This is a genomic window from Nonomuraea angiospora (assembly GCF_014873145.1).
GTDB classification, from domain to species: domain Bacteria; phylum Actinomycetota; class Actinomycetes; order Streptosporangiales; family Streptosporangiaceae; genus Nonomuraea; species Nonomuraea angiospora.
Genome location: NZ_JADBEK010000001.1, coordinates 12,918,356 through 12,940,392 on the forward strand (window position 1 = coordinate 12,918,356; position 22,037 = coordinate 12,940,392).

24 protein-coding genes are annotated in these 22,037 nt (G+C 72.7%); 19 read left to right on the top strand and 5 right to left on the bottom strand.

Annotation, left to right across the window (positions count from 1 at the left end; all coding sequences use genetic code 11):
- Window positions 1-13 precede the first annotated feature (13 nt).
- On the bottom strand, window positions 14-358 hold the full coding sequence (locus H4W80_RS59155) for a hypothetical protein (RefSeq protein WP_192793029.1): 345 nt from the start codon (window positions 356-358) through the stop codon (window positions 14-16).
- Between H4W80_RS59155 and H4W80_RS59160 the strand changes: the two genes are divergently transcribed.
- The 8 genes from H4W80_RS59160 to H4W80_RS59195 all read left to right on the top strand — a co-directional run bounded on the left by H4W80_RS59160 (window position 339) and on the right by H4W80_RS59195 (window position 6,313).
- Window positions 339-800, top strand: a complete 462-nt coding sequence (locus tag H4W80_RS59160) for a hypothetical protein (RefSeq protein WP_192793030.1) — start codon at window positions 339-341, stop codon at window positions 798-800. The genes H4W80_RS59155 and H4W80_RS59160 overlap by 20 nt on opposite strands.
- Window positions 800-1,678, top strand: a complete 879-nt coding sequence (locus H4W80_RS59165) for a WXG100-like domain-containing protein (protein WP_192793031.1) — start codon at window positions 800-802, stop codon at window positions 1,676-1,678. Before H4W80_RS59160 ends, H4W80_RS59165 begins: the two co-directional genes overlap by 1 nt.
- A 17-nt stretch (window positions 1,679-1,695) precedes the next feature.
- On the top strand, window positions 1,696-2,004 hold the full coding sequence (locus H4W80_RS59170) for a YbaB/EbfC family nucleoid-associated protein (protein ID WP_192793032.1): 309 nt from the start codon (window positions 1,696-1,698) through the stop codon (window positions 2,002-2,004).
- 218 nt (window positions 2,005-2,222) lie between these two features.
- On the top strand, window positions 2,223-2,492 hold the full coding sequence (locus H4W80_RS64255) for a hypothetical protein (RefSeq protein WP_192793033.1): 270 nt from the start codon (window positions 2,223-2,225) through the stop codon (window positions 2,490-2,492).
- 192 nt (window positions 2,493-2,684) lie between these two features.
- Window positions 2,685-3,590: an ATP-binding cassette domain-containing protein gene (locus H4W80_RS59180; RefSeq protein WP_192793034.1), complete on the top strand. Its 906-nt coding sequence runs from the start codon at window positions 2,685-2,687 to the stop codon at window positions 3,588-3,590.
- Window positions 3,587-4,378 carry an ABC transporter permease subunit gene (locus H4W80_RS59185; RefSeq protein WP_192793035.1) on the top strand — a complete coding sequence of 264 codons (792 nt, stop codon included), beginning with the start codon at window positions 3,587-3,589 and terminating at the stop codon, window positions 4,376-4,378. The genes H4W80_RS59180 and H4W80_RS59185 overlap by 4 nt, the downstream gene beginning before the upstream one ends.
- Window positions 4,379-4,442: 64 nt before the next feature.
- Window positions 4,443-5,678 carry a sensor histidine kinase gene (locus H4W80_RS59190; RefSeq protein WP_318787584.1) on the top strand — a complete coding sequence of 412 codons (1,236 nt, stop codon included), beginning with the start codon at window positions 4,443-4,445 and terminating at the stop codon, window positions 5,676-5,678.
- Window positions 5,669-6,313, top strand: a complete 645-nt coding sequence (locus H4W80_RS59195) for a response regulator transcription factor (protein WP_192793037.1) — start codon at window positions 5,669-5,671, stop codon at window positions 6,311-6,313. Before H4W80_RS59190 ends, H4W80_RS59195 begins: the two co-directional genes overlap by 10 nt.
- A gap of 30 nt (window positions 6,314-6,343) precedes the next feature.
- Here the strand turns inward: H4W80_RS59195 and H4W80_RS59200 are convergent, their stop codons facing one another.
- The gene (locus H4W80_RS59200) at window positions 6,344-7,102 is read right to left on the bottom strand and encodes a maleylpyruvate isomerase family mycothiol-dependent enzyme (RefSeq protein WP_192793038.1); all 759 of its coding nucleotides are present in this window, start codon (window positions 7,100-7,102) and stop codon (window positions 6,344-6,346) included.
- A 108-nt stretch (window positions 7,103-7,210) separates the two neighbouring features.
- Here H4W80_RS59200 and H4W80_RS59205 point away from each other — a divergent pair, with 108 nt between their 5' ends.
- Window positions 7,211-8,152: a MerR family transcriptional regulator gene (locus tag H4W80_RS59205; protein ID WP_192793039.1), complete on the top strand. Its 942-nt coding sequence runs from the start codon at window positions 7,211-7,213 to the stop codon at window positions 8,150-8,152.
- 34 nt (window positions 8,153-8,186) lie between these two features.
- Here the strand turns inward: H4W80_RS59205 and H4W80_RS59210 are convergent, their stop codons facing one another.
- On the bottom strand, window positions 8,187-9,413 hold the full coding sequence (locus H4W80_RS59210; RefSeq protein ID WP_318787585.1) for an MFS transporter: 1,227 nt from the start codon (window positions 9,411-9,413) through the stop codon (window positions 8,187-8,189).
- Window positions 9,414-9,479: 66 nt separating this feature from the next.
- On the opposite strand from H4W80_RS59210, the gene H4W80_RS59215 reads away from it, so the two are divergent.
- The 8 genes from H4W80_RS59215 (at window position 9,480) to H4W80_RS59250 (ending at window position 17,093) form a co-directional block, all read left to right on the top strand.
- The gene (locus tag H4W80_RS59215; protein WP_192794421.1) at window positions 9,480-10,433 is read left to right on the top strand and encodes a LysR family transcriptional regulator; all 954 of its coding nucleotides are present in this window, start codon (window positions 9,480-9,482) and stop codon (window positions 10,431-10,433) included.
- A gap of 20 nt (window positions 10,434-10,453) precedes the next feature.
- Window positions 10,454-11,242, top strand: coding sequence for an NUDIX hydrolase (locus H4W80_RS59220; protein ID WP_225964297.1), 789 nt, complete (start codon window positions 10,454-10,456; stop codon window positions 11,240-11,242).
- 170 nt (window positions 11,243-11,412) lie between these two features.
- Window positions 11,413-12,378: an adenylate/guanylate cyclase domain-containing protein gene (locus H4W80_RS59225; protein WP_192793040.1), complete on the top strand. Its 966-nt coding sequence runs from the start codon at window positions 11,413-11,415 to the stop codon at window positions 12,376-12,378.
- Between the two features lie 124 nt (window positions 12,379-12,502).
- Window positions 12,503-12,982 (top strand): SigE family RNA polymerase sigma factor, encoded by a 480-nt coding sequence (locus H4W80_RS59230; RefSeq protein ID WP_192793041.1) that lies wholly within the window; start codon window positions 12,503-12,505, stop codon window positions 12,980-12,982.
- Window positions 12,979-14,007: a hypothetical protein gene (locus H4W80_RS59235; protein ID WP_192793042.1), complete on the top strand. Its 1,029-nt coding sequence runs from the start codon at window positions 12,979-12,981 to the stop codon at window positions 14,005-14,007. The genes H4W80_RS59230 and H4W80_RS59235 overlap by 4 nt, the downstream gene beginning before the upstream one ends.
- 5 nt (window positions 14,008-14,012) lie before the next feature.
- Window positions 14,013-14,771 carry an aminotransferase class IV gene (locus H4W80_RS59240; RefSeq protein ID WP_192793043.1) on the top strand — a complete coding sequence of 253 codons (759 nt, stop codon included), beginning with the start codon at window positions 14,013-14,015 and terminating at the stop codon, window positions 14,769-14,771.
- 56 nt (window positions 14,772-14,827) lie between these two features.
- The gene (locus H4W80_RS59245; RefSeq protein ID WP_192793044.1) at window positions 14,828-16,345 is read left to right on the top strand and encodes an acyl-CoA synthetase; all 1,518 of its coding nucleotides are present in this window, start codon (window positions 14,828-14,830) and stop codon (window positions 16,343-16,345) included.
- A 94-nt stretch (window positions 16,346-16,439) separates the two neighbouring features.
- Window positions 16,440-17,093, top strand: a complete 654-nt coding sequence (locus H4W80_RS59250; protein ID WP_192793045.1) for a class I SAM-dependent methyltransferase — start codon at window positions 16,440-16,442, stop codon at window positions 17,091-17,093.
- On the opposite strand, the gene H4W80_RS59255 is transcribed toward H4W80_RS59250, so the two are convergent.
- Both H4W80_RS59255 and H4W80_RS59260 read right to left on the bottom strand, forming a co-directional pair.
- A complete protein-coding gene (locus tag H4W80_RS59255; RefSeq protein WP_192793046.1) occupies window positions 17,090-18,655 on the bottom strand; it encodes a benzoate-CoA ligase family protein in 1,566 nt (521 codons plus the stop codon). The genes H4W80_RS59250 and H4W80_RS59255 overlap by 4 nt on opposite strands.
- Before the next feature lie 105 nt (window positions 18,656-18,760).
- Window positions 18,761-19,513: a FadR/GntR family transcriptional regulator gene (locus tag H4W80_RS59260; protein WP_192793047.1), complete on the bottom strand. Its 753-nt coding sequence runs from the start codon at window positions 19,511-19,513 to the stop codon at window positions 18,761-18,763.
- A gap of 88 nt (window positions 19,514-19,601) precedes the next feature.
- Between H4W80_RS59260 and H4W80_RS59265 the strand changes: the two genes are divergently transcribed.
- Window positions 19,602-21,098, top strand: coding sequence for an ABC transporter substrate-binding protein (locus H4W80_RS59265; RefSeq protein ID WP_192793048.1), 1,497 nt, complete (start codon window positions 19,602-19,604; stop codon window positions 21,096-21,098).
- Complete coding sequence (locus tag H4W80_RS59270) at window positions 21,095-22,033, top strand: ABC transporter permease (RefSeq protein ID WP_192793049.1); 939 nt, start codon at window positions 21,095-21,097, stop codon at window positions 22,031-22,033. Before H4W80_RS59265 ends, H4W80_RS59270 begins: the two co-directional genes overlap by 4 nt.
- The last annotated feature ends 4 nt before the right edge of the window (window positions 22,034-22,037 follow it).

The following is a 22,037-nucleotide window of genomic DNA, read 5'->3' on the forward strand; positions in this document are numbered from 1 at the left end:
TTAGTGTCGCATGTTACTCGTCGTGTTTGTTTGTAGTGATTGGAGGGTTGATGGCTGATTCGTCTGGTGAGCCGGGTCCAACGACCACCCCCAGCCCGACGTCCTCCCCGACGCCGACCGCGTCCCCGACCGCGTCCCCAACCGCGTCCCCGACGGGCACCCCGTCCCCGACCGGCACCGCGTCCCCGACCGGCACCCCGTCCCCCACCGGCACCCCGGCTCCCACGCCCACGGGGTCACCGAGCCCGACGCCGTCCCCCACGGGCACCCCGAAGCCGACCCCGGCTCCTTCGGGCACGCCCACCCCCGGGCCGACCCCCACCCCCACGCCCACCTGGGTGCCCGTTCCGGCGCCCACCTGGTCGGCCACCCCTCCGGCGCAGGAGCCCTCCCCGCGCCCGGCCCCCACCCAGGAGCCGGTCCAGCCGCCGAACGCCCCCAGCGGCGGCCTGGAGATCCACTGGACCTCGATCCGCCGCCTGGCCAAGCTCTTCGACAAGACCGGCGACGACGTCGTGGCGCTGCACCGCGGCTCCACCTCGCTGGCCACCACCTCCGACCTGGTCGGCGGCGACGAGGACGGCCGCGCGTTCGCCGAGTGGTACAGCGACGGCTACGACTCGCTCACCGAGGCGATGCGGGGCATCGCCGACAAGAACTTCAGCTCGGCGGGGAACTTCCGCGACTTCGAGAAGTTCTGGGACTTCCTGGAGCAGCAGATCATCAGCACGCTGCCCAAGATCCCCGACCTTCCCGCGCCGCCGATCCCGCAGGCCCCGCCGCGCAAGGAAGGCGCCTGATGTTCGACCCCTTCCAGGCGCTGGCCTGGTTCGCCGACGTGCACGTGCCGGTGGCCGACGTGAGCAACCTGCGGGACCGTGCCAAGGCGCTGCGCGCGCTGGCCGAGTCCATCGGGAAGGTCGCCCACAAGACCGACGCCGGTGTCGCCGAGGCGCGCAGGGCGAACGACAGCCGCATCGTGGACCGCTTCGCCGACGTGTGGCCGAAGGAGCTCGCCCCCCGCTACGCCGCGCTCCAGGAGGAGCTGCTGGACCTGGCGGCGGGCTGCGAGGAGTACGCCGACGCCGTGGAGGAGCACCGCGAACAGCTCCGGATCATCGGCACCTACCTCGCCGCCATGGCCTTCACGATGATGTTCGGCTTCGTCTACCCCGCGGCCAGGGTCGCGGCCGAGAAGGCGTTCAGATGGCTGGTGTCGAGGGCCAAGCTGGAGCGCACGCTCTTCCAGAAGATCACCAAGATGATCCTGGAGGCGCGGATGGGCAAGCGCCGCGTCGGCAACTACTTCGTCCGCGAGGGGCTCGACGCGCTGGCCGACTCCGTGCTGTGGACCGCGCTCAAGACCGGCGTGCACGCGGGCAGCTCGGCCGCCACGGGACAGCCGATGGGCAACCTCTGGGAGTACGCGGGCAAGCACTTCGCCGCCGAGATGGCCTACAACGGCGGCATCAAGGCGCTGAGCGACGTGCGCAGGTTCTTCCCCGCCACGAAGGTCACCGAGACGCTGCTGGGCTCGGACCCCGCGGGCAAGTTCTTCCGCCGCACGCTCTCGGCCGCCACCATCTACCCCCTGGTCGCCGGTGGGTCGATGTCGGAGCAGGGCGCGCTCCGCTCGGCGCTGGCGCACGCGCCCAGGGCCTTCATCTTCAAGCGTTGAGTGAGTGAGGAACACCGATGACCACACCCCGTACCGGAGACCCGGAGCTGGACCGCGCGCTGGCCGAGATGGCGGCGCGGACGGCCGAGCTGGAGGAGGTGAGCCGCCTGCTGGAGGAGACCCGGGGGCGTGGCGAGAGCGCCGGCGGGCAGGTCGTCGTCGAGCTCAAGCCCACCGGCTCGCTGGCCGGGCTGCGCATCGACCCGCGGGCGATGCGGCTGGGCTCGCAGGCGCTGGCGGACGCCATCGTGGAGGCGTTCCGGCGGGCCGAGGACGACGTGGCCGGACAGTCGTACGACCTGGCGAGGACGGTCTTCGGCACCTGACCGCCGCGCGTACCTGGCCGCCGCGCGTACCTGACCGCCGCGCGTACCTGGCCGCCGCGAGCATCTGACCGCCGCGCGCGCCTGGCCGCCGCCGCGCAGGTGTTGGACGCCGCGATCACGGCCCCCGTCTTGCGGATCCAGCCGGGCCGCTCGTACGATGCCCGGAACGCCCGCTCCACCGCCCGGCGCACCTCGGTGCCGAGCAGCGTGTCCACCAGGTGGCGATCCCGGAACTCCACCTCCCGCAGCGCCAGGGTGAGGCCGCGGGCGGCGTCGTTGCCCGGCCGCCCGGCGAGCACCGCCGCGCCCGCCTCCCACCGCGCCGCCAGCCGCCGCCGGGCCACTCCGGAGAAGGGCCCGAGAGCGGCATCGCCGTCGGCGACCTGGTCGCGGAGCTTGCCCGCGCCCAGGGCCAGCGACACCGCCGCCGCCAGCCGCGCCCCGGACGCCCGCGCGTCCACCACCTCGGCGGCGCGGAACCCGCGTAACGCGCACGGTCAGGCACAGCCCGCACAGGTGCGCCCGCCAGGCCGCACGCAGCGACGGGCACCCGTGCTCACCACAGGGACGGATGATGCCGAACATGTGAGGAATCGTAGGGCTTTTACGGTTTCCCGCCATCGAAGTCGGCGGGTCGCCCCCATACCCGCCGGGCCCGGCGCCACCTAGCGTGAGGCGGCGTGATCAGTCTGAAGGCTTTGAGCAAGAGGTACGGCGACCGCCCGGCGGTCGACGACCTGACACTGGAGCTGAGACCGGGCACGGTGACGGGGTTCCTCGGCCCGAACGGAGCCGGGAAGTCGACCACGATGCGCCTGATCCTCGGCCTCGACCGGCCCACCTCCGGCACCGCGCTGATCGGCGGCGTGCCGTACCACCGGATCATCAACCCGCTGCGCACGGTCGGCGCGCTCCTCGACGCCCGCGCGCTGCACCCGGGCCGCAGCGGCCACGCGCACCTGGTCGCGCTGGCCCGCGCCAACGGCATCCCCCGGCGGCGCGTGGACGAGGTGCTGGAGACGGTCGGCATGGCCGCGGCGGCGCGCAAGCGGGCCGGGGCGCTGTCGCTCGGCATGAGCCAGCGGCTCGGCATCGCGGCGGCGCTGCTGGGGGATCCGGAGGTGCTGATGTTCGACGAACCCGTCAACGGGCTCGACCCGGACGGGGTGCGCTGGGGGCGCGGGCTCATGCGCTCGCTGGCCGCCGAGGGCCGGACGGTGTTCGTCTCCAGCCACCTCATGACCGAGATGCAGCTCACCGCCGACCACCTGGTCGTGATCGGCAAGGGCCGGCTCATCGCGGACGCGCCGCTGTCCGAGGTCATCGCGGGCAGCTCCCTGACGGCCGTGCTCGTCCGCACCCCGCACGCCGGCGATCTCGCGGTACGGCTGCGCGCCGCCGGGATCGCGGTGGACCGGTACGGCGAGAACGAGCTGGAGGCCACCGGCGCCACCCTCGAAACGGTCGGCGACCTGGCCTACGAGGCCGGGATCCGGCTGCACGAGCTGCGCACCCGGGAGGCCTCGCTCGAACAGGCCTACCAGGAGCTGACCGCGGGAAGCGTCGAGTACGGGGCGGGATCGTGAGGACGTTGTGGCAGGCGATCGGGTCCGAGTGGGCGAAGCTGTGGTCGGTCAGGTCCACGTGGTGGTGCCTGGCCGGCGCGGCGGCGCTCATGGTGGTGACCGCGCTCACCCTGGGCGGCGCGAGCGCCACCGACGCCCTGCGCGAGGGCCGGGCCGGCGCGCGGGTGACGGCCAGTGAGGCGGTGGTGTCGGCGACGTCGTATGTCCAGTTCGCGCTCGTGGCGCTGGCGATGCTGGCGATCACCTCGGAGTACTCGTCCGGGAGCATCCGGGCCACGTTGCAGGCCACGCCCGCCCGCGGGGTGGTGCTGGCGGCCAAGGCGCTGGTCGTGGCGCCGGTGATGGCCGTGGCGGGCGTGCTGTCGGGGGCCGTCGCGACGGTGGTCGTCCAGGTCGTGCTGTCCGGCGCCCTGTTCGGCGGGCTCGTCGTGTCGCCGATCGGCGAGGTCGTGCCGGACCTGCTCGGGGTCGGGGCGTTCTTCGCTCTGGTGTCGGTGATGACGCTCGGCGTCGGCGCCGCGATGCGCAGCGCGGCGGGCACGCTGACCGTGGTGTTCATGCTGCTCATGGGGGTGCCGCTGATGTTGCTGACGACGGGGAGCCAGGCGGCGCTGGACGCCTCCTTGCGGATGCCGACGTTCGCCGGGCTGGCGTTCATGGGGAGCGCGGACAACCTGACCGGCGGGCCGATGCCGTACTCGGCGGGGGAGGGTCTGGCCTGGCTCCTCGCCTGGACGGCGGCGGCCCTGGCGGCGGGCCACGCGGTGCTGCGCCGCCGCGACGCCTGACGCGGCGGCCGCGATGCGTGGAGCGGTACGTGTCATCAGGGGATCGCGCCTAGAATTCACGCCCGTGTCAGGCAGCAGGGCAGCCCGGGTGCTGGCCGGGGTCGTCCTCGGGACGGCTCTCGGCCTCGTCGAGCTGGTCTTCCTGTGCGTGGCGTGGCCCGCCTGCCTGGTCCCCGCCGCCCGGCCCGCCGTCGTGCGAGGGCTGGACAGGCTGATGGCCCTGGAGCGGGCCAGGCTGTCCCGCTGGCTCGGGCACGAGGTGGTGCGGCGGGACGGCGGTTACGGCTTCCTCGCCGCGCGCGCCGTCCTGGGGGTCCTGGGCGGCTACCTGTTCGCGATGGTCCTCTTCCTCGGCGGGCTCCTGCTGGTCGGCGGCCTGTGGGATCTCACCTGGGGGCAGGCCGAGCCGGTGCCGGTGAACCTGCCCGGCGTCAGGATCGTCACCAGCAGCGGCATGTTCGGCCTGACCGGCGGCGCCGTGCTGCTCGCCCTGGCCGCCCTCATGACCCTGGCCGTCGGATCGCTCGAACGGCGGCTGGCCGACCACTTCCTCGGCCCCGGCAGCCACGAGCTGATGCGCCGGCGGATCGCCGAGCTGACCGCCACCCGCTCCGGCATCGTCCGGGCCGTGGACGACGAGCGGCGCAGGATCGAACGCGACCTCCACGACGGCGTTCAGCAGCGCGGCGTCGCGCTCGCCATGCTGCTGGGCCGCGCCCGGCACAGCGCCGACCCCGGGGCGACCACCGAGCTGGTCGCCCAGGCGTACACCGAGTCGCGCCAGCTCCTCGACGAGCTGCGCAGCGTGGCCTGGCGCATCTACCCGACGGCGCTCGACGAGCTGGGGTTGCGCGCCGCGCTGGCGGGCGTCGCCGAGCGGTCGAGCGTGCCGGTGACCGTGCACGACGGGCTGGCCGGGCGGCCCGTGTCGGAGGTGGAGACCGCGCTCTACTTCGTGGCCAGGGAGGCGATCACCAACGCGATCAAGCATGCCGGGGCGCGTGACATCCTGGTCGTGCTGACGGAGGACGAGCGGGCGGTGAGCGTGGTGATCTCGGACGACGGCACGGGCGGGGCCGATCCGACGGGCGGCGGGCTGTCGGGGCTGGGCCGGCGGGTGCTGGCGCTGGACGGGGAGTTCACGGTCCAGAGCCCGCCGGGCGGGCCCACCAAGATCGCCGCCACCCTCCCGAAGACACCGCCAGGCGGCTCCCCGGAGGGCGTCTCCGGGCCGTCCGGGGGCATTTCGGGGCCGTCCGCGGGCGTTTCCGGGGCGGAGGCGGGCTCGTCGTGCGCGTGATCCTGGCCGACGACTCCGTGCTGCTGCGCGAAGGGCTCACCCGGCTGCTCGGCGACGCCGGTCACGAGGTGGTCGCCGCCGTCGGCGACGCCCCCGCGCTGCTCGCCGCCGTCGAGCACCACCGCCCCGACGTGGCCGTGGTCGACGTCCGCATGCCGCCCGGCCACAAGGACGACGGCCTGCGGGCGGCCCTGGAGATCCGCGACCGCCACCCCGGCGTCGGCGTGCTGGTCCTGTCGCAGTACGTCGAGCCGCACTACGCGGCCAGGCTGATGGCCGGCTCCACGCGCGGCCTCGGCTACCTCCTCAAGGACCGGGTCTCGGAGGTGGCCGACTTCCTCGACTCGCTCGAACGCGTACGCGCCGGCGGAGCCGCGTTCGACCCCGAGGTGGTGCGGCAGCTCCTGGCCCGCACCACCCACGCCGACCCGCTGAGCAGCCTGAGCCCGCGCGAGGGCGAGGTGCTGCGGCACCTCGCCCAGGGCTTCGTGAACGCGGCCATCGCCGAGCGCCTGCACGTCTCGCTCAGCACGGTCGAGAAGCACGTCAACGCCATCGTGGACAAGCTCGACCTGCCCCGCGACCCCGACTACAGCCGCCGCGTCCTGGCCATCCTCCGCTACCTGGACACGTGAGAACGCACGCATGTTCAGGTGCGGGAACGGCTAGAACGCCAGGTGGGCCAGCCAGTGCTCCAGCAGCGCACGGTCCCCGGACACCGCCACCCGGGGGTCGCCGAGCGGCAGGCGGCGCGAGCACACCAGCATGAGGTCCGCGACGGCCCCCGACACCACCGCGTCCCCCTCCACCGGCCCACGCTCCCACCACAACCCCCCGGGACTCCTGACGACCACCCAGCCGTCGCCCGTGTCCGGCCGCACCCCCAGCCGCTCGCCCCGGCCGCGCAGCCCCACCAGGCTCGGCTTCAGCGACTCCGAACCTGGAGAGGCCAGCAGCTCCATGCCCTCGGTGATCACATCGGCCGCGAGGTCGCCGGCGATCCCGAACGCGGCCCCCGTCGTGGCCGCCGCGTCGTAGTGGTGGACGGCGGTGTCGCACATCATCCTGCGCAGCCAGAACGCCGCGGGCCGCGGCCCCAGGAACGTCCACACCTCGGTGTCCGCCCCCACCTGCCCGATCGCGCCGATCAGCTCCTCGGCGCCGTCCCGCAGCCACCGCTCCCACCCCGCCGGCGCGCCCGGAGCGGCCTGCCCCGGGTCGGGCACCGCGAGCGGCTCGCCCTTGCGCAACATCTCGGCCGCCCACCGGTGCGCCTGCCCGATGTGCCCCACGAGCGTACGCAGCGGCCATTCCGGGCAGGTCGGGACCACCGCCTCCGGATCCCCTCCGGCCGCCGCCCGGGCGAACCCGGCCGTCTGCTCCCGCAGCCCCTCGACCATCCGCGCGGTGTCCAGCGTCGTCATGACGAATCTCCTCTCGATCTCTTCCGCCGGTACGGTAGAAACTCCAGTCCAGTGGAGGTTCAAGTGCCTGAGACGGATCCGCGGCGAAGCGAGGACATCCGTCTCAGGATGCCGGGCGGAGCTCGGCCGAAGACGCTGCGCGAGCAGACGCTGGGGATCGGGGACCTGGCGGCGCTGACCGGCGTTCCGGTGCGGACCATCCGCTACTACTGCGACGAGGGCATCATCGAGTCGGTCCGCAGCGCCGGCGGGCACCGCAGGTTCGACCGGGCGGCGGTGGAGCGGCTCGGGCTGGTCAGGCGGCTGCGCGGGCTCGGGCTGGGACTGCCCGCCATCACCGGGGTGCTCAGCGGCGAGCGTTCCATGGCCGAGGCCGTCGCGGCCGAGCGGGCGGCGCTCGACGTGCGGCTCGCCGACCTCGCCTGGCGGCGGGCGTCCCTGCGGGCGGTCGAGGAGGCGAGCCCTGACGAGCGGGCGGCCCGGCTGGACCTGCTGGCCGCGGTGGAACGCGGCCACGCGGCCCGCGACGCGCTGGTCGACTTCTGGCGGCGCACGATGGTGGCGCCGGTGTCGGAGGAGATGTTCGCCGGGTTCGTGGCGATGGCGGTGCCCCAGCCGCCCGCCGACCCGACGCCGCCGCAGGTGGTCGCGTACGCCGAGCTGGTCGGCCTGGTCGGCGACCGGTCCCTGCTGCGCGACCTGCTGGCCAGGGCGCGGGTCAACGTCGAGCTGATCGCCGACGAGGACGAGCTGATGAACGGGGTCGCCGAGGCGTGCGCGCTGGCCCTGCCCCCGGTGCTGGCGGGCGAGGAGCCGCGGGTGGGGCCGGAGCTCGACCGGTTCGTGGCGGCGCACGCGTCGGTGCGGGGCGGCGGCGACACCCCGGCGTTCCGCCGGGAACTGCTGGCGAACGTGGCGGCGGACAGCGACCCGCGGATTTGGCGCTACTGGCGGCTCGTGGGCGAGGTGAGCGAGGAGGCGGCCACGCTGGGCGCCACGCACCTGTGGCTGACCGACTCCCTCGAACGCTCGATCCGCTCCGCCTCCTGAACCACCCTCTCCTGGGCGGAGATCGGGGGGATCCTCACCTTGAGCGGCGGGTCATGAGGACGGCGAGGACCGCCAGCGCCAGCCAGGCCGACGTGAGCCCGATCAGCCAGGCCCAGCCCGCGTGCCCGTACACGACGCCGCCGGCCGTGCCGCCGAGGCCGCTGCCCAGGTAGTAGCAGAGGGTGTAGACGCCGGCCGCGCGGCCCCGGGCGCTCGGGGGCGCCTCGGCGGCGACCCAGGCGTTGGCGATGGCGTGCGCGGCGAAGAACCCGGCGGTCAGTACGGCGAACCCGGTCGCGATGAGCGGCAGCGACGGGTGCGCGGTGAGCACGGCGCCCGCCACCGTCACGGCAAGGGCCGTGACCAGCGCCTTCGTCCAGCCCAGCCGGGCCGCCAGGCGCCCGGCGGCGGCCGAGGAGGCGGTGCCCATGGCGTAGGAGAGGAAGACGAGGGAGGCGGCGGCGGGGGCGAGCGACAGGGGAGGGGCGGCCAGACGGAAGCCGGCGGCGTTGTAGAGCGCCACGAACGCCCCCGTGGCCAGCGCTCCGACGGCGAACGGCCCGGCCAGCCCGACCAGCCCGGCCCCGAGCCGAGCCCTCCGGACGGGCCCGGCATCCGGTGACCCGCGCCCCAGGATCTCCGATCCGGGCTCGGGACCCCTGGATCCGGTGGGCTCCGGGGCCTCGTCGTGCGGGAGCGTGAGGGCCGCGAACAGCGCGCACACCAGGGACAGCACCGCCACCACCAGCAGCGAGCCGTGCCACCCCATCGGCCCGGCGGCGAACCCGGCGCCGAGCCGGCCCAGCATCCCGCCGACCGAGTTCCCCGCGATCATCGCCCCCACCGCGGCGGGCAGCCGTGCCGTACCGACCGCATCGGCCAGGTACGCCGCCGCGACCCCGGCGAACCCCGCGACCGCCACCCCCTGCACCGCCCGCATCGCCAGCAGCACGGAGAAGGACGGGGCCAGCGGCAGCAGCAGCCCGATGATCGCGGTGGCCAGCACGGACCAGACGATCACCCTGCGCCGCCCCACCCGCCCGGCGAGCCACGCCACCGGCAGCACGGCCACGGCCAGCGCTCCGGTGGCCACGCCGATGGTCAGCGAGGCGCTGCCCGGATCCAGCCCGAACCCGGCGGCGAGCTGCGGCAGCACGGGCTGCGGCGCGTACAGCAGGGCGAACGACGACACCCCGGCCGCGGCCACCGCCGCACTGACCCGCCGGGTGTCACGAACCGGAGGAGCCTCGAGAACCACCACACCTGCAACGCTAAGCAAGGCTAATAAATACGTCTAATGCAGGAATATGCGATAATTCATACTGTGATGGATGAATCGGCGGATGAGCGGCTGGCGGCTCGGCTGGCGCCCGCGCCGGCTCTGCTGGCCGCCGTGGGTGAGACGGGTCACGTGACGCGCGCCGCCGAGCTGCTCGGCATCCCGCAGCCCACCGCCAGCCGCCGCCTCGCCGCCCTCGCGGACCTGGTCGGCGCCCCGCTCGTCGTGCCCTCCGGCCGCGGCATCCGCCTCACCCGGGCGGGCCGCACCCTGGCCTCCGCCTCCGCCCGCGCCCTCGCCACGATGGCCGCCGCCGCCCGCGAGGTCCGCGAGGAGATCGACCCGGCCTCGGGCCGCATCGTCCTGGGCTTCCTCCACCTGCTGGGCCGCACCCTCGTGCCGTCCCTCATCGGCGGCTTCCGCGAGCACCACCCCGGCATCCGCTTCAGCCTGGTGCAGGGCTCGCGCCACGACATGATCGAGGAGCTCCGCGAGGGCCGCATCGACCTGGTGTTCGTCGCGCCCATGCCCGTGGACGCCCCCGACCTCGACGGTGCTCCCCTCGCCGACCAGGAGCTGGTGCTGTCCGTGCCCCCGTCCCACCGGCTCGCGGCGCGGGCGCGGGTGCGGGCGGCGGAGCTGGCGGGGGAGGAGCTGGTGACGCTGGAGCCGGGGTACGGCCTGCGCCAGATCACCGACGACCTGTGCGCGGCGGCCGGGTTCGAGCCGAGGATCGCGTTCGAGGGCCAGGAGACGGAGACCGTACGCGGACTGGTGGCGGCCGGGCTCGGCGTGGCCGTCCTGCCCCGCTCCACCCATCCCGCGGCGGACCCGACCGCGGCCGGCGTGGTGGAGATCCCGCTGTCCCCGCCGCTGCACCGGACCATCGGGGTGAGCTGGCTGCGGGACACGCGCCTTCCCCCGGCCGTGCGGGCCTTCCGGGACCACGCCCGCGCCGGCACCACCGACCTGGGCCCGGGCTTCCGCCCCGCCACCCCCTGAACCCCGCCAGACTGGTGGCCATGAATCACGATGGAGATGCCGGCGTGCCGGGTTCGCTGGCGAGGGTGCTCGCGGACGTGACCGCCGAGCGGGTGGCCCAGGACGTGCGGTGGGGCATGCAGCTCCTGCCCGACGGCACCGGGCACGAGGGGGCGCTGGCCGAGTCCGGCCGGGCCAGGTCCGAGACGGAGGCGGCGGACGAGGCCGGGACGCTGACGTGGCGGCACATCCTGGCGGAGGAGGTGCTGGAGGCGTTCGCGGAGTCGGATCCGGAGCGGTTGCGCGCCGAGCTGATCCAGGTGGCCGCCGTCGCCGTCAAATGGGCCCAGGCCCTCGACCGCCGCCCACCCCTCACCCCGGCCCGGGCGCTGCCGAGGGAACGCTTCCGGGCGATCGTCGACGTCCACGTCCTCCTCCTCCGGGACTCCACGGTGCTGCTCGGCCGGCGGGCCGGCACCGGGTACGGCGATGGGCTGTGGCACCTGCCCTCAGGCCACCTCGAAGCGGGCGAATCGGCGACCGAGGCGGCCGTCAGGGAGGCGGGCGAGGAGGTCGGCGTGACGATCGACCCGGCGGACCTCAGGTTCGCCCACGTCATGCACCGGGCTCCGGAACGCGTCGGCCTCTTCTTCGCCGCCGACACGTGGACCGGGGAGCCCTACAACGCCGAACCGGACAAATGCTCCGAGATCGCCTGGTGGCCCTTGGACGGCCTGCCCCGCGACATGGTCGGCTATCCGGCGGCGGCCATCGCCAACGTCGTGAACAGCGTGCCCTACGCCCTGCACGAATGGCCTTCGCATCGGTGATGCGCCGCGGCTGCGAGCCCGGCAAGATCGCGGCCTGGGGGCGCCGCCCCGCAACAGTATCGACGGCCGTCCGTTCGACCACGAGTACGTCCACCTGTGACGGGGCCCTCGAAAGCGGATCTTGCGGGAGCGGGGGCGTGACCTGGCCCACAGGGTGTTATCTTGCCTGCGTGGCGGGCGTGGATGGGGAGGACGGGCTGACAGAGGCCTTTCTGCGCGAGCCGCGGCGCTATACCAGCCACCAGGTGGCCTACATGGCAGGGGTGCCGGTCTACCGCGCGCGGCGCTACTGGCGTGCCCTGGGGTTCGCGAACGTGTCCGACGACGCGGTCGAGTTCACCGACTCCGACGTGGAGGCGCTCAGGACGATGCTCGCGCTCGTCAGCTCGGGCGTCTACGACGAGGAGCACATGCTGCTGGTCGCGCGCTCGATCGGCAGCGCGACGGCCCGGCTGGCCGAGTCGCAGGCCGAGCTGGGCGTCGAGGCGCTCGACCAGGCCGGCGTGCCGCTGGCCGAACGCCCGCGGGCCTGGCGCCGGCGGGCCGAGCGGGTGGTGCCCGACCTGGCCCGCCTCCTGGTCTACGCCTGGCAGCGCCAGCTCGCCGCCGCCGCGGGGCGCATCGCCGAGCAGGACATGAGCGCCGTACGCCTGGCCGTCGGCTTCGCCGACCTGGTCGCGTTCACCCGGCTGAGCAGGCAGATCACGGGGAGCGAGCTGTCCAGGCTGATCGACAGGTTCGAGGGGCGCTCGGCCGACATCGTGACCTCCACCGGCGGGCGGGTGATCAAGACGCTGGGCGACTCCGTGCTGTTCGTGGCTGACCGGTCGCACGTCGTGGCCGAGATCGCGCTGCGGCTGGTGGAGACGCACGCGAAGATCAAGGACATGCCGGAGCTGCGGGTGGGGCTGGCGGCGGGGCCGGTGATCTGGCGCATGGGGGACGTCTTCGGCACCACGGTCAACCTCGCCAGCCGGCTCACGGCGCTGTCGCTGCCGGGGACGATCCTGGCGGATCCGCAGTTCGCCGAGGAACTGGAGGGGGACCGGGCGTTCCGGCTGCGGCCCGTCAACCGGCTGTCGGTCCGCGGCCTGGGCGAGCTGGCCCCGTTCACGGTCACCCGCGCCGGCTCCTGACCCCCCACCCGCCGCCTGCCGTTGTCGAGGGTGCGCTCGCCCCGCTGTTGTCAGTCGTGGGCAACCTGGGGTTGCGGTCGATGCGTCACTACCGGCAGCAGACTCTCACGAGAGGCATATCACGTTGGCGGATAGGGCGATATTTCAAGACTTCGTGGTGGCGAGGTCGGATCGGCTGTTACGCACGGCGTACCTGCTGACCCACGACTGGGCCACCGCGGAGGACCTGCTGCAGGAGGCGCTGGCCAAGGCGTGGTTCGCCTGGCCGGGCATCGACGAGCCCGAGGCGTACGTGCGCCGGACCCTGGTGAACACGTACACCTCCTGGTGGCGCCGCCGGTGGCGCAGGGAGCTGCCCAGCGGGGACCTGCCGGAGGAGCCCGCGCACGACGACGCGGGCCGGCGCGAGGAGCTGTGGCAGGCGGTCGGGCGGCTGCCCGCCAGGCAGCGCGCGGTGATCGTGCTGCGCTTCTACGAGGACCTGCCGGTGGCCGAGGTGGCCGCGATCCTGGGCTGCCAGGAGGGCACGGTCAAGAGCCAGACCGCCAAGGCGCTGGCCAAGCTGCGAGTGGACGAGTCGATCGTGAAGGAGCTGCACCGATGACCGTGCAAGACCTGCGTGACGTCCTGCGCGAGCGGGCCGAGGCCCCCTCGCCGGGCAACCCGAACCGGCACGACCAGGTCAGCGCCCGCATCCGCAGGACCCGCCTGCGCAGGCGGGCGACGGCGGGCGCGGGAGCGGCGGCGGCGGCCTTCGTGGCGAGCGCCGTGGTGGGCGTCCTGCTCCTCCCTGGTACGGCGCCCGAGGTGATCTCCGCGGCCCGGGTTGTACAGGAGATGCCCGCCGGGCTGCCCGAGAAGTTCACCGCCGGCGACGGCACCGCGTACCGCCGCCTGGCCGTCGGCACGATCAAGAAGGAGGGGGCGAAGAAGGTCTCGCTCACGGTGCCGGTCTCCGGCAAGCCGCTGGACGTGGCCATGACGTGCGACGGAGAGGACTTCGTCAACACGCCCCGCGTCTCCGTGAACGGCAACGCCGACACCGGGGCCCAGGTCCTGCCGTGCGGGAAGGCGATGGAGCTGCGCCCGCTGTCCCTGGTCCGGCGCGGCGCGACGGAGGCCACGGTCACGTTCGACACGACCGTCGTCGGCCGGGGCTGCGTCCAGCGGAAGAAGGACGGGCCGTGCGTGACTCCCGAGCCGAAGGTGGCCACCTGGAACGTGGCCGTCTATGAGTGGACGCCGCCCGCCCGGCGGGTCGAGCCCGAGCCGGTCAAGGACTTCCCCGACCGGGTGGACGGGTGGAAGCTGGCCCGTTCGGCGGCGGGCGTGTCGGATCGGGACTCGTCCTTCACCCTCGTGGTCAAGAGCGCGAGCGGAAAGATCGGCATGGACCAGCTCTGCACGGGTGATCTGGCCGCGCGGATGTGGTTCAAGATCCGGGTCAACGGCACCGACGCCCCGATGGTCGGCGGCTGCAACGTCTGGAAGAGCGGTGACTACCCCATGGCCCTGAGCGAGTACGACGTCCCCAAGGGCAGCCGGGTGACGATCACCGGAAAGATCGGCTTCTGGGGCGAGTACACCCACCGCCCGGTGCGCTGGTCGGCGGGCGTGTACGTAAAGTAGATCGCGTGACGGAACGCGCAGCCTTCGAGGGCAGGCTGGTGGACGCCGACGCGCGCCTCATGTGGCAGGCGCGCTACGGCCACTTCACCTCCATGCAGGTCAGGGATCGCCGGGTACGCGGGCTCGACCTGCACGTGGCCCGGCTGGAAGCGGCCAACGCCGAGCTGTTCGGGGTCCCGGTCGACCGCGCCGCCGTGCTCGGCTCCATCGCGGCCGTGCTCGGCGACGACGTGCGGGACGCGAGCGTACGCGTGTCCGTGGTGGAGTTCGCCGACGGCCCGCGCGTCATCGCCGTGGCCGCCCCGCCCCACGAGCCGCCCACCGGTCCGGTGAGCGTCAAGTCGGTCGTCGGCCAGCGCTACCTGCCGCACATCAAGCAGGCGTCCGGCATGATGCAGACCCACATCGGGCGGCAGGCCGAGCGCGAGGGCTTCGACGAGGCGCTGCTCACCACCGGTGACGGCCTGATCAGCGAGGGCTCGATCACCAACGTGGGCGGCTTCGCCGGCGGGCGCCTGGTCTGGCCGGACGCGCCGATGCTGCGCGGGATCACGATGCAACTGCTGGAGCGGATGGACGTCCCGCAGGAGCGGCGGCCGTTGAAGGTCGCCGATTTGCAGGGGTTCGACCAGGTCTTCCTCTGCAACTCCTGGGGCGTCTGGCCGGTCGGCGGAGTGGACGGCATCCCGCTGCCCCAGGACGACACGCTGATGGCGAGCGTTCTCGAGCATTACGACCGTATTGCGTGGGATCCACTGGACTGACCCCTTTGTCAGGTACGATCGCCGATCATCGTTCTGCGATCGCAAGGGAAGTCCGCATGACGACTCGCCGGCACGCCATTGGTGATCTCCTCCGTCGCTCGGCCGCCCGCTATCCGGCCAAGACCGCCGTCGTCTACGGCGACCTGCGGCAGAGCTACGCCGACCTCGACCTGGCGGTGAACCGCACGGCCAACGCCCTGGCCGCGCGCGGCGTCGGCAAGGGCGACCGGTTCGCCGTCTTCAGCCACAACAACCACGCGTTCGTGGTGGCGTACTTCGCGCTGGCGCGGCTGGGCGCGATCTCCGTGCCGATCAACTTCATGCTGGGCACGGCGGAGGTCGCGTACATCCTTGAGCATTCCGGGGCGACCGGGATCCTCGTGGAGGAGGCGCTGCTGCCGGTGGCCGCGGCGGCGGCCGGGCCGCAGGTCCGGGTGCGCGGCGTGATCGGGACGGCCGACGGCTGGGAGTCGTTCAAGGAGTGGGCGGCCTTCGACGACGCGTCGGAGCCGCAGGTGGAGATCGCCGACGACGACCCGATCCAGCTCATGTACACCAGCGGCACCGAGTCGCGGCCCAAGGGCGCCACGCTGTCGAGCCGCAGCCTGATCGCCCAGTACGTCACCTGCGTCGTGGACGGCGAGATGAGCCACCACGACGTCGAGATCCACGCCCTCCCGCTCTACCACTGCGCCCAGCTGCACTGCTTCCTGACGCCCGGCGTCTACCTCGGCGCCACCAACATCATCCTGCCCGGCGCCACCCCCGCGTCGATCCTGGCCACCATCGAGGGCGAGCGCGCCACGAAGCTCTTCTGCCCACCCACCGTCTGGATCGGCCTGCTGCGCCACCCCGACTTCGACCGCCGCGACCTGTCGTCCCTGCGCAAGGGCTACTACGGCGCCTCCATCATGCCCGTCGAGGTGCTGAAGGAGATCGCCGCTCGCCTGCCGGACGTGCGCCTGTTCAACTTCTACGGCCAGACGGAGATGGCCCCGGTCGCCACCATCCTGGGCCCGGACGAGCAGCTCACCCGCCTCGGCTCGGCCGGCAGGCCCGCCCTCAACGTCGAGACCAGGGTCGTCGACGACCAGGACAGGCCCGTGCCGCCCGGCGTGGTCGGCGAGATCGTCCACCGCAGCCCGCACGCCATGCTCGGCTACTGGAACGACCCGGACAAGACCGCCGAGGCGTTCAGGGGCGGCTGGTTCCACAGCGGCGACCTGGGCGTCATGGACGCCGACGGCTACCTGTCCGTGGTGGACAGGAAGAAGGACATGATCAAGTCGGGCGGCGAGAACGTCGCGAGCCGCGAGGTGGAGGAGGCCATCTACCAGCATCCGGACGTGGCGGAGGCGGCCGTGTTCGGGGTGCCGGACGACACGTGGATCGAGGCGGTCACGGCCGCGGTGGTGCTGCGCGAAGGGGGCGGGGTGACGGAGCAGGAGCTGATCGCGTTCCTGCGGGAGCGGCTGGCGGCGTTCAAGACGCCCAAGCGGGTGGTGTTCGTGGACGCCCTGCCCAAGAACGCCTCCGGCAAGGTGCTCAAGCGGGAGCTGCGCGACGCGTTCTGATCGCACAGCTGAGTCAGGTCGGCGATTAGCGGGCATTCACTCTCGGTGACGACTTCCCCTTCAGACCCTGGGCGTCTCGACCGAGAGAGGCCGCATGCCGAGCCTGCCGGAGATCCTGCACCGTACGTTCTTCCGTGCCCTGTCCCTGCCGGCTCCGGCGGGGCAGGCGGTGCTCCTGAGCTACGTCTTCGACTGGCTGCACCGGACCCCTGACCCGTGGAAGCTCGCCACGGACAGTTACGAACAGGACAAGTACCGCACCACGCTCAAGCACCTGCCCGCCCGGCCGTACCGGCGGATCATCGACGTCGGCTGCAGCGAGGGCGTGTTCACGCACGTCCTCGCGGCGACCTACCCGGACGCGGAGGTCATCGGGGTGGACGTGTCGGAGCGGGCCCTGGCGCGGGCGCGCGAGCGGGCGCCGCAGGACGGGCGGGTGCGCTTCATCCGCGCGGACATCCTCACCCACCGCTCCGACCAGCGCTTCGACCTGGTGATCTGCTCCGAGACCCTCTACTACCTGGGCCGCCACGAGCGGCTGCGGCGGGCGTCGGCGCAGCTCAGCGAGCTGCTGGTGCCCGACGGGGTGCTCGTGGCGGTCCACCCGTGGCCCGAGGCCGACCGGCTGCACCACTACCTGAACTCGCACGCGGCGCTCTCACGCCTGACCGAGCAGGTCTACACGGCCACGTCGCGCCCGTTCGCCGTCACCGTCTACGGGACGAAACCGGCCACGCCGCCCTCCTAGCCGGCGGCCTTGCCCAGGAGGTCGGCGGCGATCTGGCGGATCACCACGCGCTGGATCTTGCCGGTCGCCGTCTTCGGCAGCTCGTCCAGCACCAGGACCTCGCGCGGCCGCTTGAAGGAGGCCAGGCCCTCCCGGCAGAAGCCGATCAGCTCGCCGGCGTCCACCGTGCGGCCCGGGGCGGACACCACGCAGGCCACCGGCTTCTCCAGCCCGTCCTCGTCGATGTACGCCACGACGGCGCACTCGCCCACCGACTCGTGCTGGAGCAGCCGGGACTCGACCTCCATCGGCGACACCCAGATGCCGCCCGCCTTGATCATGTCGTTGGAGCGGCCGAGGCACTGGTAGAAGCCGTCCTCGTCTCTGATGTAGGTGTCGCCGGTACGCAGCCACTCGCCCTGGAACACCTGGCGGGTGGTCGCCGTGCGGCACCAGTAGCCGGTGGCCACCGAGTCGCCCCGGACGTACAGGTGGCCCGGCTCCCCGTCCTTGACGGGCGCGCCGGAGTCGTCGAGCAGCCTGGCCTCGTAGCCCGGCACGACGGTGCCCGAGCTGCCCGGGCGTACCCGGCCGGGGTGGTTGGAGATGAAGATGTGCAGCGCCTCCGTCGAGCCGAGGCCGTCGATGATGTCCACCCCGAAGCGCTCGGTGAAGCGGCGGTGGATCTCGGCGGGCAGCGCCTCGCCCGCCGAGACGGCCAGCCGTACGGACTGGAAGGCGCCGGCGGGGAGGTCGGCGGCGAGCAGCGCCGCGAAGAACGTCGGGCCCGCGAAGAACAGCGTCGGCCGCTCCTCGATCACCCTGGCGACCACGCCCCCGGGGGCGGGCCGCGCCGGGTCGAGGACCGCCGTGGCGCCCGCGGCCAGGGGGAAGAACAGGGAGTTGCCGATGCCGTACGCGAAGAACAGCCGCGCGACCGAGAAGCACCGGTCGTCGGGGCGGATGCCGAGGACCTGCCGCCCGTACCCCTCGTAGACGTCCTGGACGGCGCCGTGCCGGTGCATGGCCGCCTTGGGGGCGCCGGTGGTGCCGGAGGTGTAGAGCCAGAGGGCGGGGGAGTCGCGCCAGGAGTCGTAGGGCAGGCCCGCCGCCCTGCCCGACTCCAGGACGTCGGACCACAGGCACACCGGCGTCTCCCCCTCCGCCGGCGGCGGGTCGATGAGGACGAGCACCGCCACGTCGGTCGCGCTCCGCACCGCCTCGCGCACGGCCGGCGCGAACTCGGGGGTGGCCACGACGACCCTCGCCCGCGAGTCCCGGACCAGGGTGGCGAGCTCGGCGGGGTTGTACATGGTGGAGACCGGCACGGCGACCGCGCCCATGCGCATGACGGCCAGGATGGTGATCGCGGTCTCGGGGCGGTCGGACATGACCAGCAGGACCCGCTCCTCGGGGCGGACGCCCATCGTGCGTAACCCGGCCGCGAACCTGGACACGTGGCCGGCCAGCTGGGCGTAGGTCAGCGTGCCCGCGGGGCCGGTGATGGCGATGCGGTCGCCGTGGCCCGCTTCGACCTGGCGGTCCACGAGAAAGACGCTGGCGTTGAACGACTCGGACGACATGGGCGTCCCCATCCGCAGGCGCGTGTACGTAGGGAAATCTTCTACATAAGAGAGGTGTGGCGTCAATGACGTGTAGTACGGGGGAGGCGTGCGGAGAGCGGGGGATCAGTCGAGGAGGGCGGTGAGGGTGGGGTGTTCGGCGGCGGGGATGTAGCCGGCGTAATAGTCGTACATCGCCTTCCTCGACAGGCGGGCGGCCAGCGGGCCGTCGCCGGCGCGCATGGCGGCCAGCACCTCCTCGTGGTGCCGGATGCTCTGCCGCATCAGCGCCTCCCGGTCGGGCGCGTCAGCGATCTTCTCGGAGATCAGCTTGAGCACGATCGAGCGGACCACGTCCGTGCAGATCTGGATGAGCTTGTTGCCGCTCGCCCGCGCCACCACGTCGTGGAAGGCCACGTCGGCCTCGCCGAACGAATCCTGCCCCGTCTCCACGGCGGCCCGCATGCGCGCGACGGCCGACTCCATCTCGGCGAACTGCGCGTCGGTGCGCAGCCGGGCCGCCAGCAGGATCGCCGAGGAGTCGAGCACCATCCTGAACTGCACCAGCTCGGCCAGCGACAGCTCCTCCACCCTGGCCAGCGTGGTCATCGACTTGTGCAGCGTGGCGGGCGAGAACGGCAGCACCTCCGCCCCGTTGGGGTCGCCGGGCCGCGAGCGCACCAGGCCGCGCGCCTGCAGCACCCGCAGCGCCTCGCGCACGGTGGACCGGCTGACCGAGAACTGCACCATGAGCTCCCGCTCGCTCGGCAGCCGCTCGCCCGGTGAGAGGGAGCCGCTCTCGATGGCCTCCTCGACCTGCTCCACCACCCGCTCATAAGCGCGTACGGCACGCACCGGCTCGAACCTCGGACCACCCATGAAAGCCCCCTTGACCCGAGCCGCCGTCGACTGGCAATGTGCGTAGCCTACTGGTCCGACCAGTGCACTAGCCAGGAGGCAGTAACACATGAGGCGAATCGGAATCTGGATCGCCGCCGGCGGTCTCCTGCTGGGCACGGCCGCCTGCGGCGGCACCTCCAGCGGCGGCGGCGGTGGGGGCACCCCCAAGTCCCAGGCCCTGTCGGTGGGATTCGTGGCCGAGCCCGCGAACCTCGACTTCACCTCGACGGAGGGCGCCGCCATCCCGCAGGCGCTGCTCGTCAACGTCTACGAGGGCCTGGTCAAGCTCGACCAGGACGGCAAGATCGTGCCGCTGCTCGCCGAGAAGTGGGACGTCTCGCCCGACCGCAAGACCTACACGTTCAATCTGCGCAAGGACGTGAAGTTCAGCAGCGGGGCGCCGTTCACGGCCGACGACGTGGTGTTCTCGCTCGACCGGGTCAAGTCGGACTGGAAGCTCAAGATCAAGGCGCAGCTCGACGTCGTCGACAAGGTGGAGAAGAAGGACGACTCCACCGCCGTCGTCACGCTCAAGAAGCCGAGCAACGGCTTCCTCTACTCGATGGCCACCAGGCTCGGCGCCATGTTCAGCCGCACCGGGGTCGCCGACCTGGCCAACAAGCCCGTCGGCACCGGACCGTACACGCTCGGCTCCTGGCGGCGCGGCGACTCCATCCAGCTCAACGCGAACGCCTCCTACTGGGGCACCAAGCCGCCGCTGTCGTCCATCACGCTGAAGTACTTCAAGGACGCCACGGCGATGAACAACGCGCTGCTGACCGGCGGCATCGACGTCATCTCCGCCGTGCAGGCGCCCGAGTCGCTGCAGCAGTTCGCCGACCCCAACCGCTTCCAGACGGTCGAGGGCACCACGAACGGCGAGGTCGTGCTGTCCATGAACAACAGCCGCCCGCCGTTCGACGACAAGAAGGCCAGGCAGGCCGTCCGCTACGCGATCGACCACAAGGCGCTGCTGGAGACCGCCTGGGCCGGGCGCGGCCAGCTGATCGGCTCGATGGTGCCGCCCACCGACCCCTGGTACGAGGACCGCACCGGCGACTACCCGTACGACCCGGCCAAGGCCAAGGAACTGCTCGGCGGCAAGACGCTCAACGTCAAGATGCGCATCCCCAACCTGCCGTACGCGGTGGCCAGCGCGCAGGTCGTCAAGTCGCAGCTCGCGCAGGTGGGCATCACCGCCGACATCGAGCCCCTGGAGTTCCCGGCCCGCTGGCTGGACGTGGTGTTCAAGCAGGGCGACTACGACCTGTCCATCATCAACCACGTCGAGCCCCGCGACATGGGCATATTCGCCGACAAGTCGTATTACTTCCGCTACGACAACCCCGAGTTCGGCAAGCTCCTGGCCTCCGCCGACGAGGGCACCGAGCAGCAGCAGAGCGACGACCTGAAGAAGGCCGCCAAGCTGCTGTCCGACGACGCGGCCGCCGACTGGCTCTTCCTCTTCCCCAACCTGATCGTGGCGAAGAAGGGCGTCACCGGGCTGCCGAAGAACGCCATCGCGGAGTCCTTCGACTTCACCGCGCTCTCCAAGCAGCAGTGACGCTTTACCTGATCAAACGCCTGGCGGTGCTCGTCGCGAGCACCGCCGTGGCGGGCGTGGTGGTGTTCGCGTTCATGGCGCTGCTGCCCGGCGACCCGGCGGAGGTCGCGCTCGGGGTCAACGCCACGCCCGACGCGGTGGCGGCGCTGCGCAAGCAGTTCGGCACCGACCGGCCGCCGGTCGTGCAGTTCTTCGACTGGTTCGGCGGGCTCCTGCAGGGCGACTTCGGCACCTCGTACGTGACCAGCTCGCCCATCGGCCCGCAGATCAGCGACCGGCTCGGCGTCACGGCCGTGCTGGTGCTCGGCGGGATGCTGGTGGCGCTGGTCATCGCGGTGCCGCTCGGCACGTTCGCGGCCGTGCACCACCGCAACCCGCTCGGCGCGGCCATCAGCGCGCTCAGCCAGGTCGGCATCGCGATCCCGGCGTTCCTGGCGGGCATCCTGCTGGTGTTCGTGTTCGCGGTGCAGGCCCAGGCGCTGCCGTCCGGCGGCTACGTGCCGATCGCCGAGGACCCGGCGCAGTGGCTGCTCGGCCTGCTGCTGCCGTGGCTGTCACTCGGCCTCGTGCAGGGCGCGGTCCTGACCCGGTACGTGCGCAGCGCCGTGCTCGACGTCATGCGCGAGGACTACCTGCGCACGGCCCGCGCCAAGGGCCGGGGAAGCACCGGCGCCCTGTGGCGGCACGGCCTGCGCAACGCCTCGATCCCCGTCGTCACCGTGCTCGGCCTGCAACTGGCCACGCTGCTGATCGGCGCGGTCGTGGTCGAGCGGGTCTTCGTCATCCCCGGGCTCGGCGACCTGCTGCTCAACGGCGTCGCCGGGCGTGACCTGCTGCTCGTCCAAGGTGTGGTGATGGTGCTGGTGGCGGCCGTCCTGCTGATCAACTTCGTGGTGGACGTGGCCTACCGCGTGCTCGATCCGAGGCTGCGATGAGGGG

Coding starts and splice junctions, on each gene's coding strand:
- H4W80_RS59260 (WP_192793047.1), bottom strand. CDS start 19,513: ATGGGTGGTCCGAGGTTCGAGCCGGTGCGTGCCGTACGCGCTTATGAG.
- H4W80_RS59220 (WP_225964297.1), top strand. CDS start 10,454: ATGAATCACGATGGAGATGCCGGCGTGCCGGGTTCGCTGGCGAGGGTG.
- H4W80_RS59235 (WP_192793042.1), top strand. CDS start 12,979: ATGACCGTGCAAGACCTGCGTGACGTCCTGCGCGAGCGGGCCGAGGCC.
- H4W80_RS59200 (WP_192793038.1), bottom strand. CDS start 7,102: ATGACGACGCTGGACACCGCGCGGATGGTCGAGGGGCTGCGGGAGCAG.
- H4W80_RS59265 (WP_192793048.1), top strand. CDS start 19,602: ATGAGGCGAATCGGAATCTGGATCGCCGCCGGCGGTCTCCTGCTGGGC.
- H4W80_RS59255 (WP_192793046.1), bottom strand. CDS start 18,655: ATGTCGTCCGAGTCGTTCAACGCCAGCGTCTTTCTCGTGGACCGCCAG.
- H4W80_RS59245 (WP_192793044.1), top strand. CDS start 14,828: ATGACGACTCGCCGGCACGCCATTGGTGATCTCCTCCGTCGCTCGGCC.
- H4W80_RS59205 (WP_192793039.1), top strand. CDS start 7,211: ATGCCGGGCGGAGCTCGGCCGAAGACGCTGCGCGAGCAGACGCTGGGG.
- H4W80_RS59250 (WP_192793045.1), top strand. CDS start 16,440: ATGCCGAGCCTGCCGGAGATCCTGCACCGTACGTTCTTCCGTGCCCTG.
- H4W80_RS59215 (WP_192794421.1), top strand. CDS start 9,480: ATGGATGAATCGGCGGATGAGCGGCTGGCGGCTCGGCTGGCGCCCGCG.
- H4W80_RS59170 (WP_192793032.1), top strand. CDS start 1,696: ATGACCACACCCCGTACCGGAGACCCGGAGCTGGACCGCGCGCTGGCC.
- H4W80_RS59165 (WP_192793031.1), top strand. CDS start 800: ATGTTCGACCCCTTCCAGGCGCTGGCCTGGTTCGCCGACGTGCACGTG.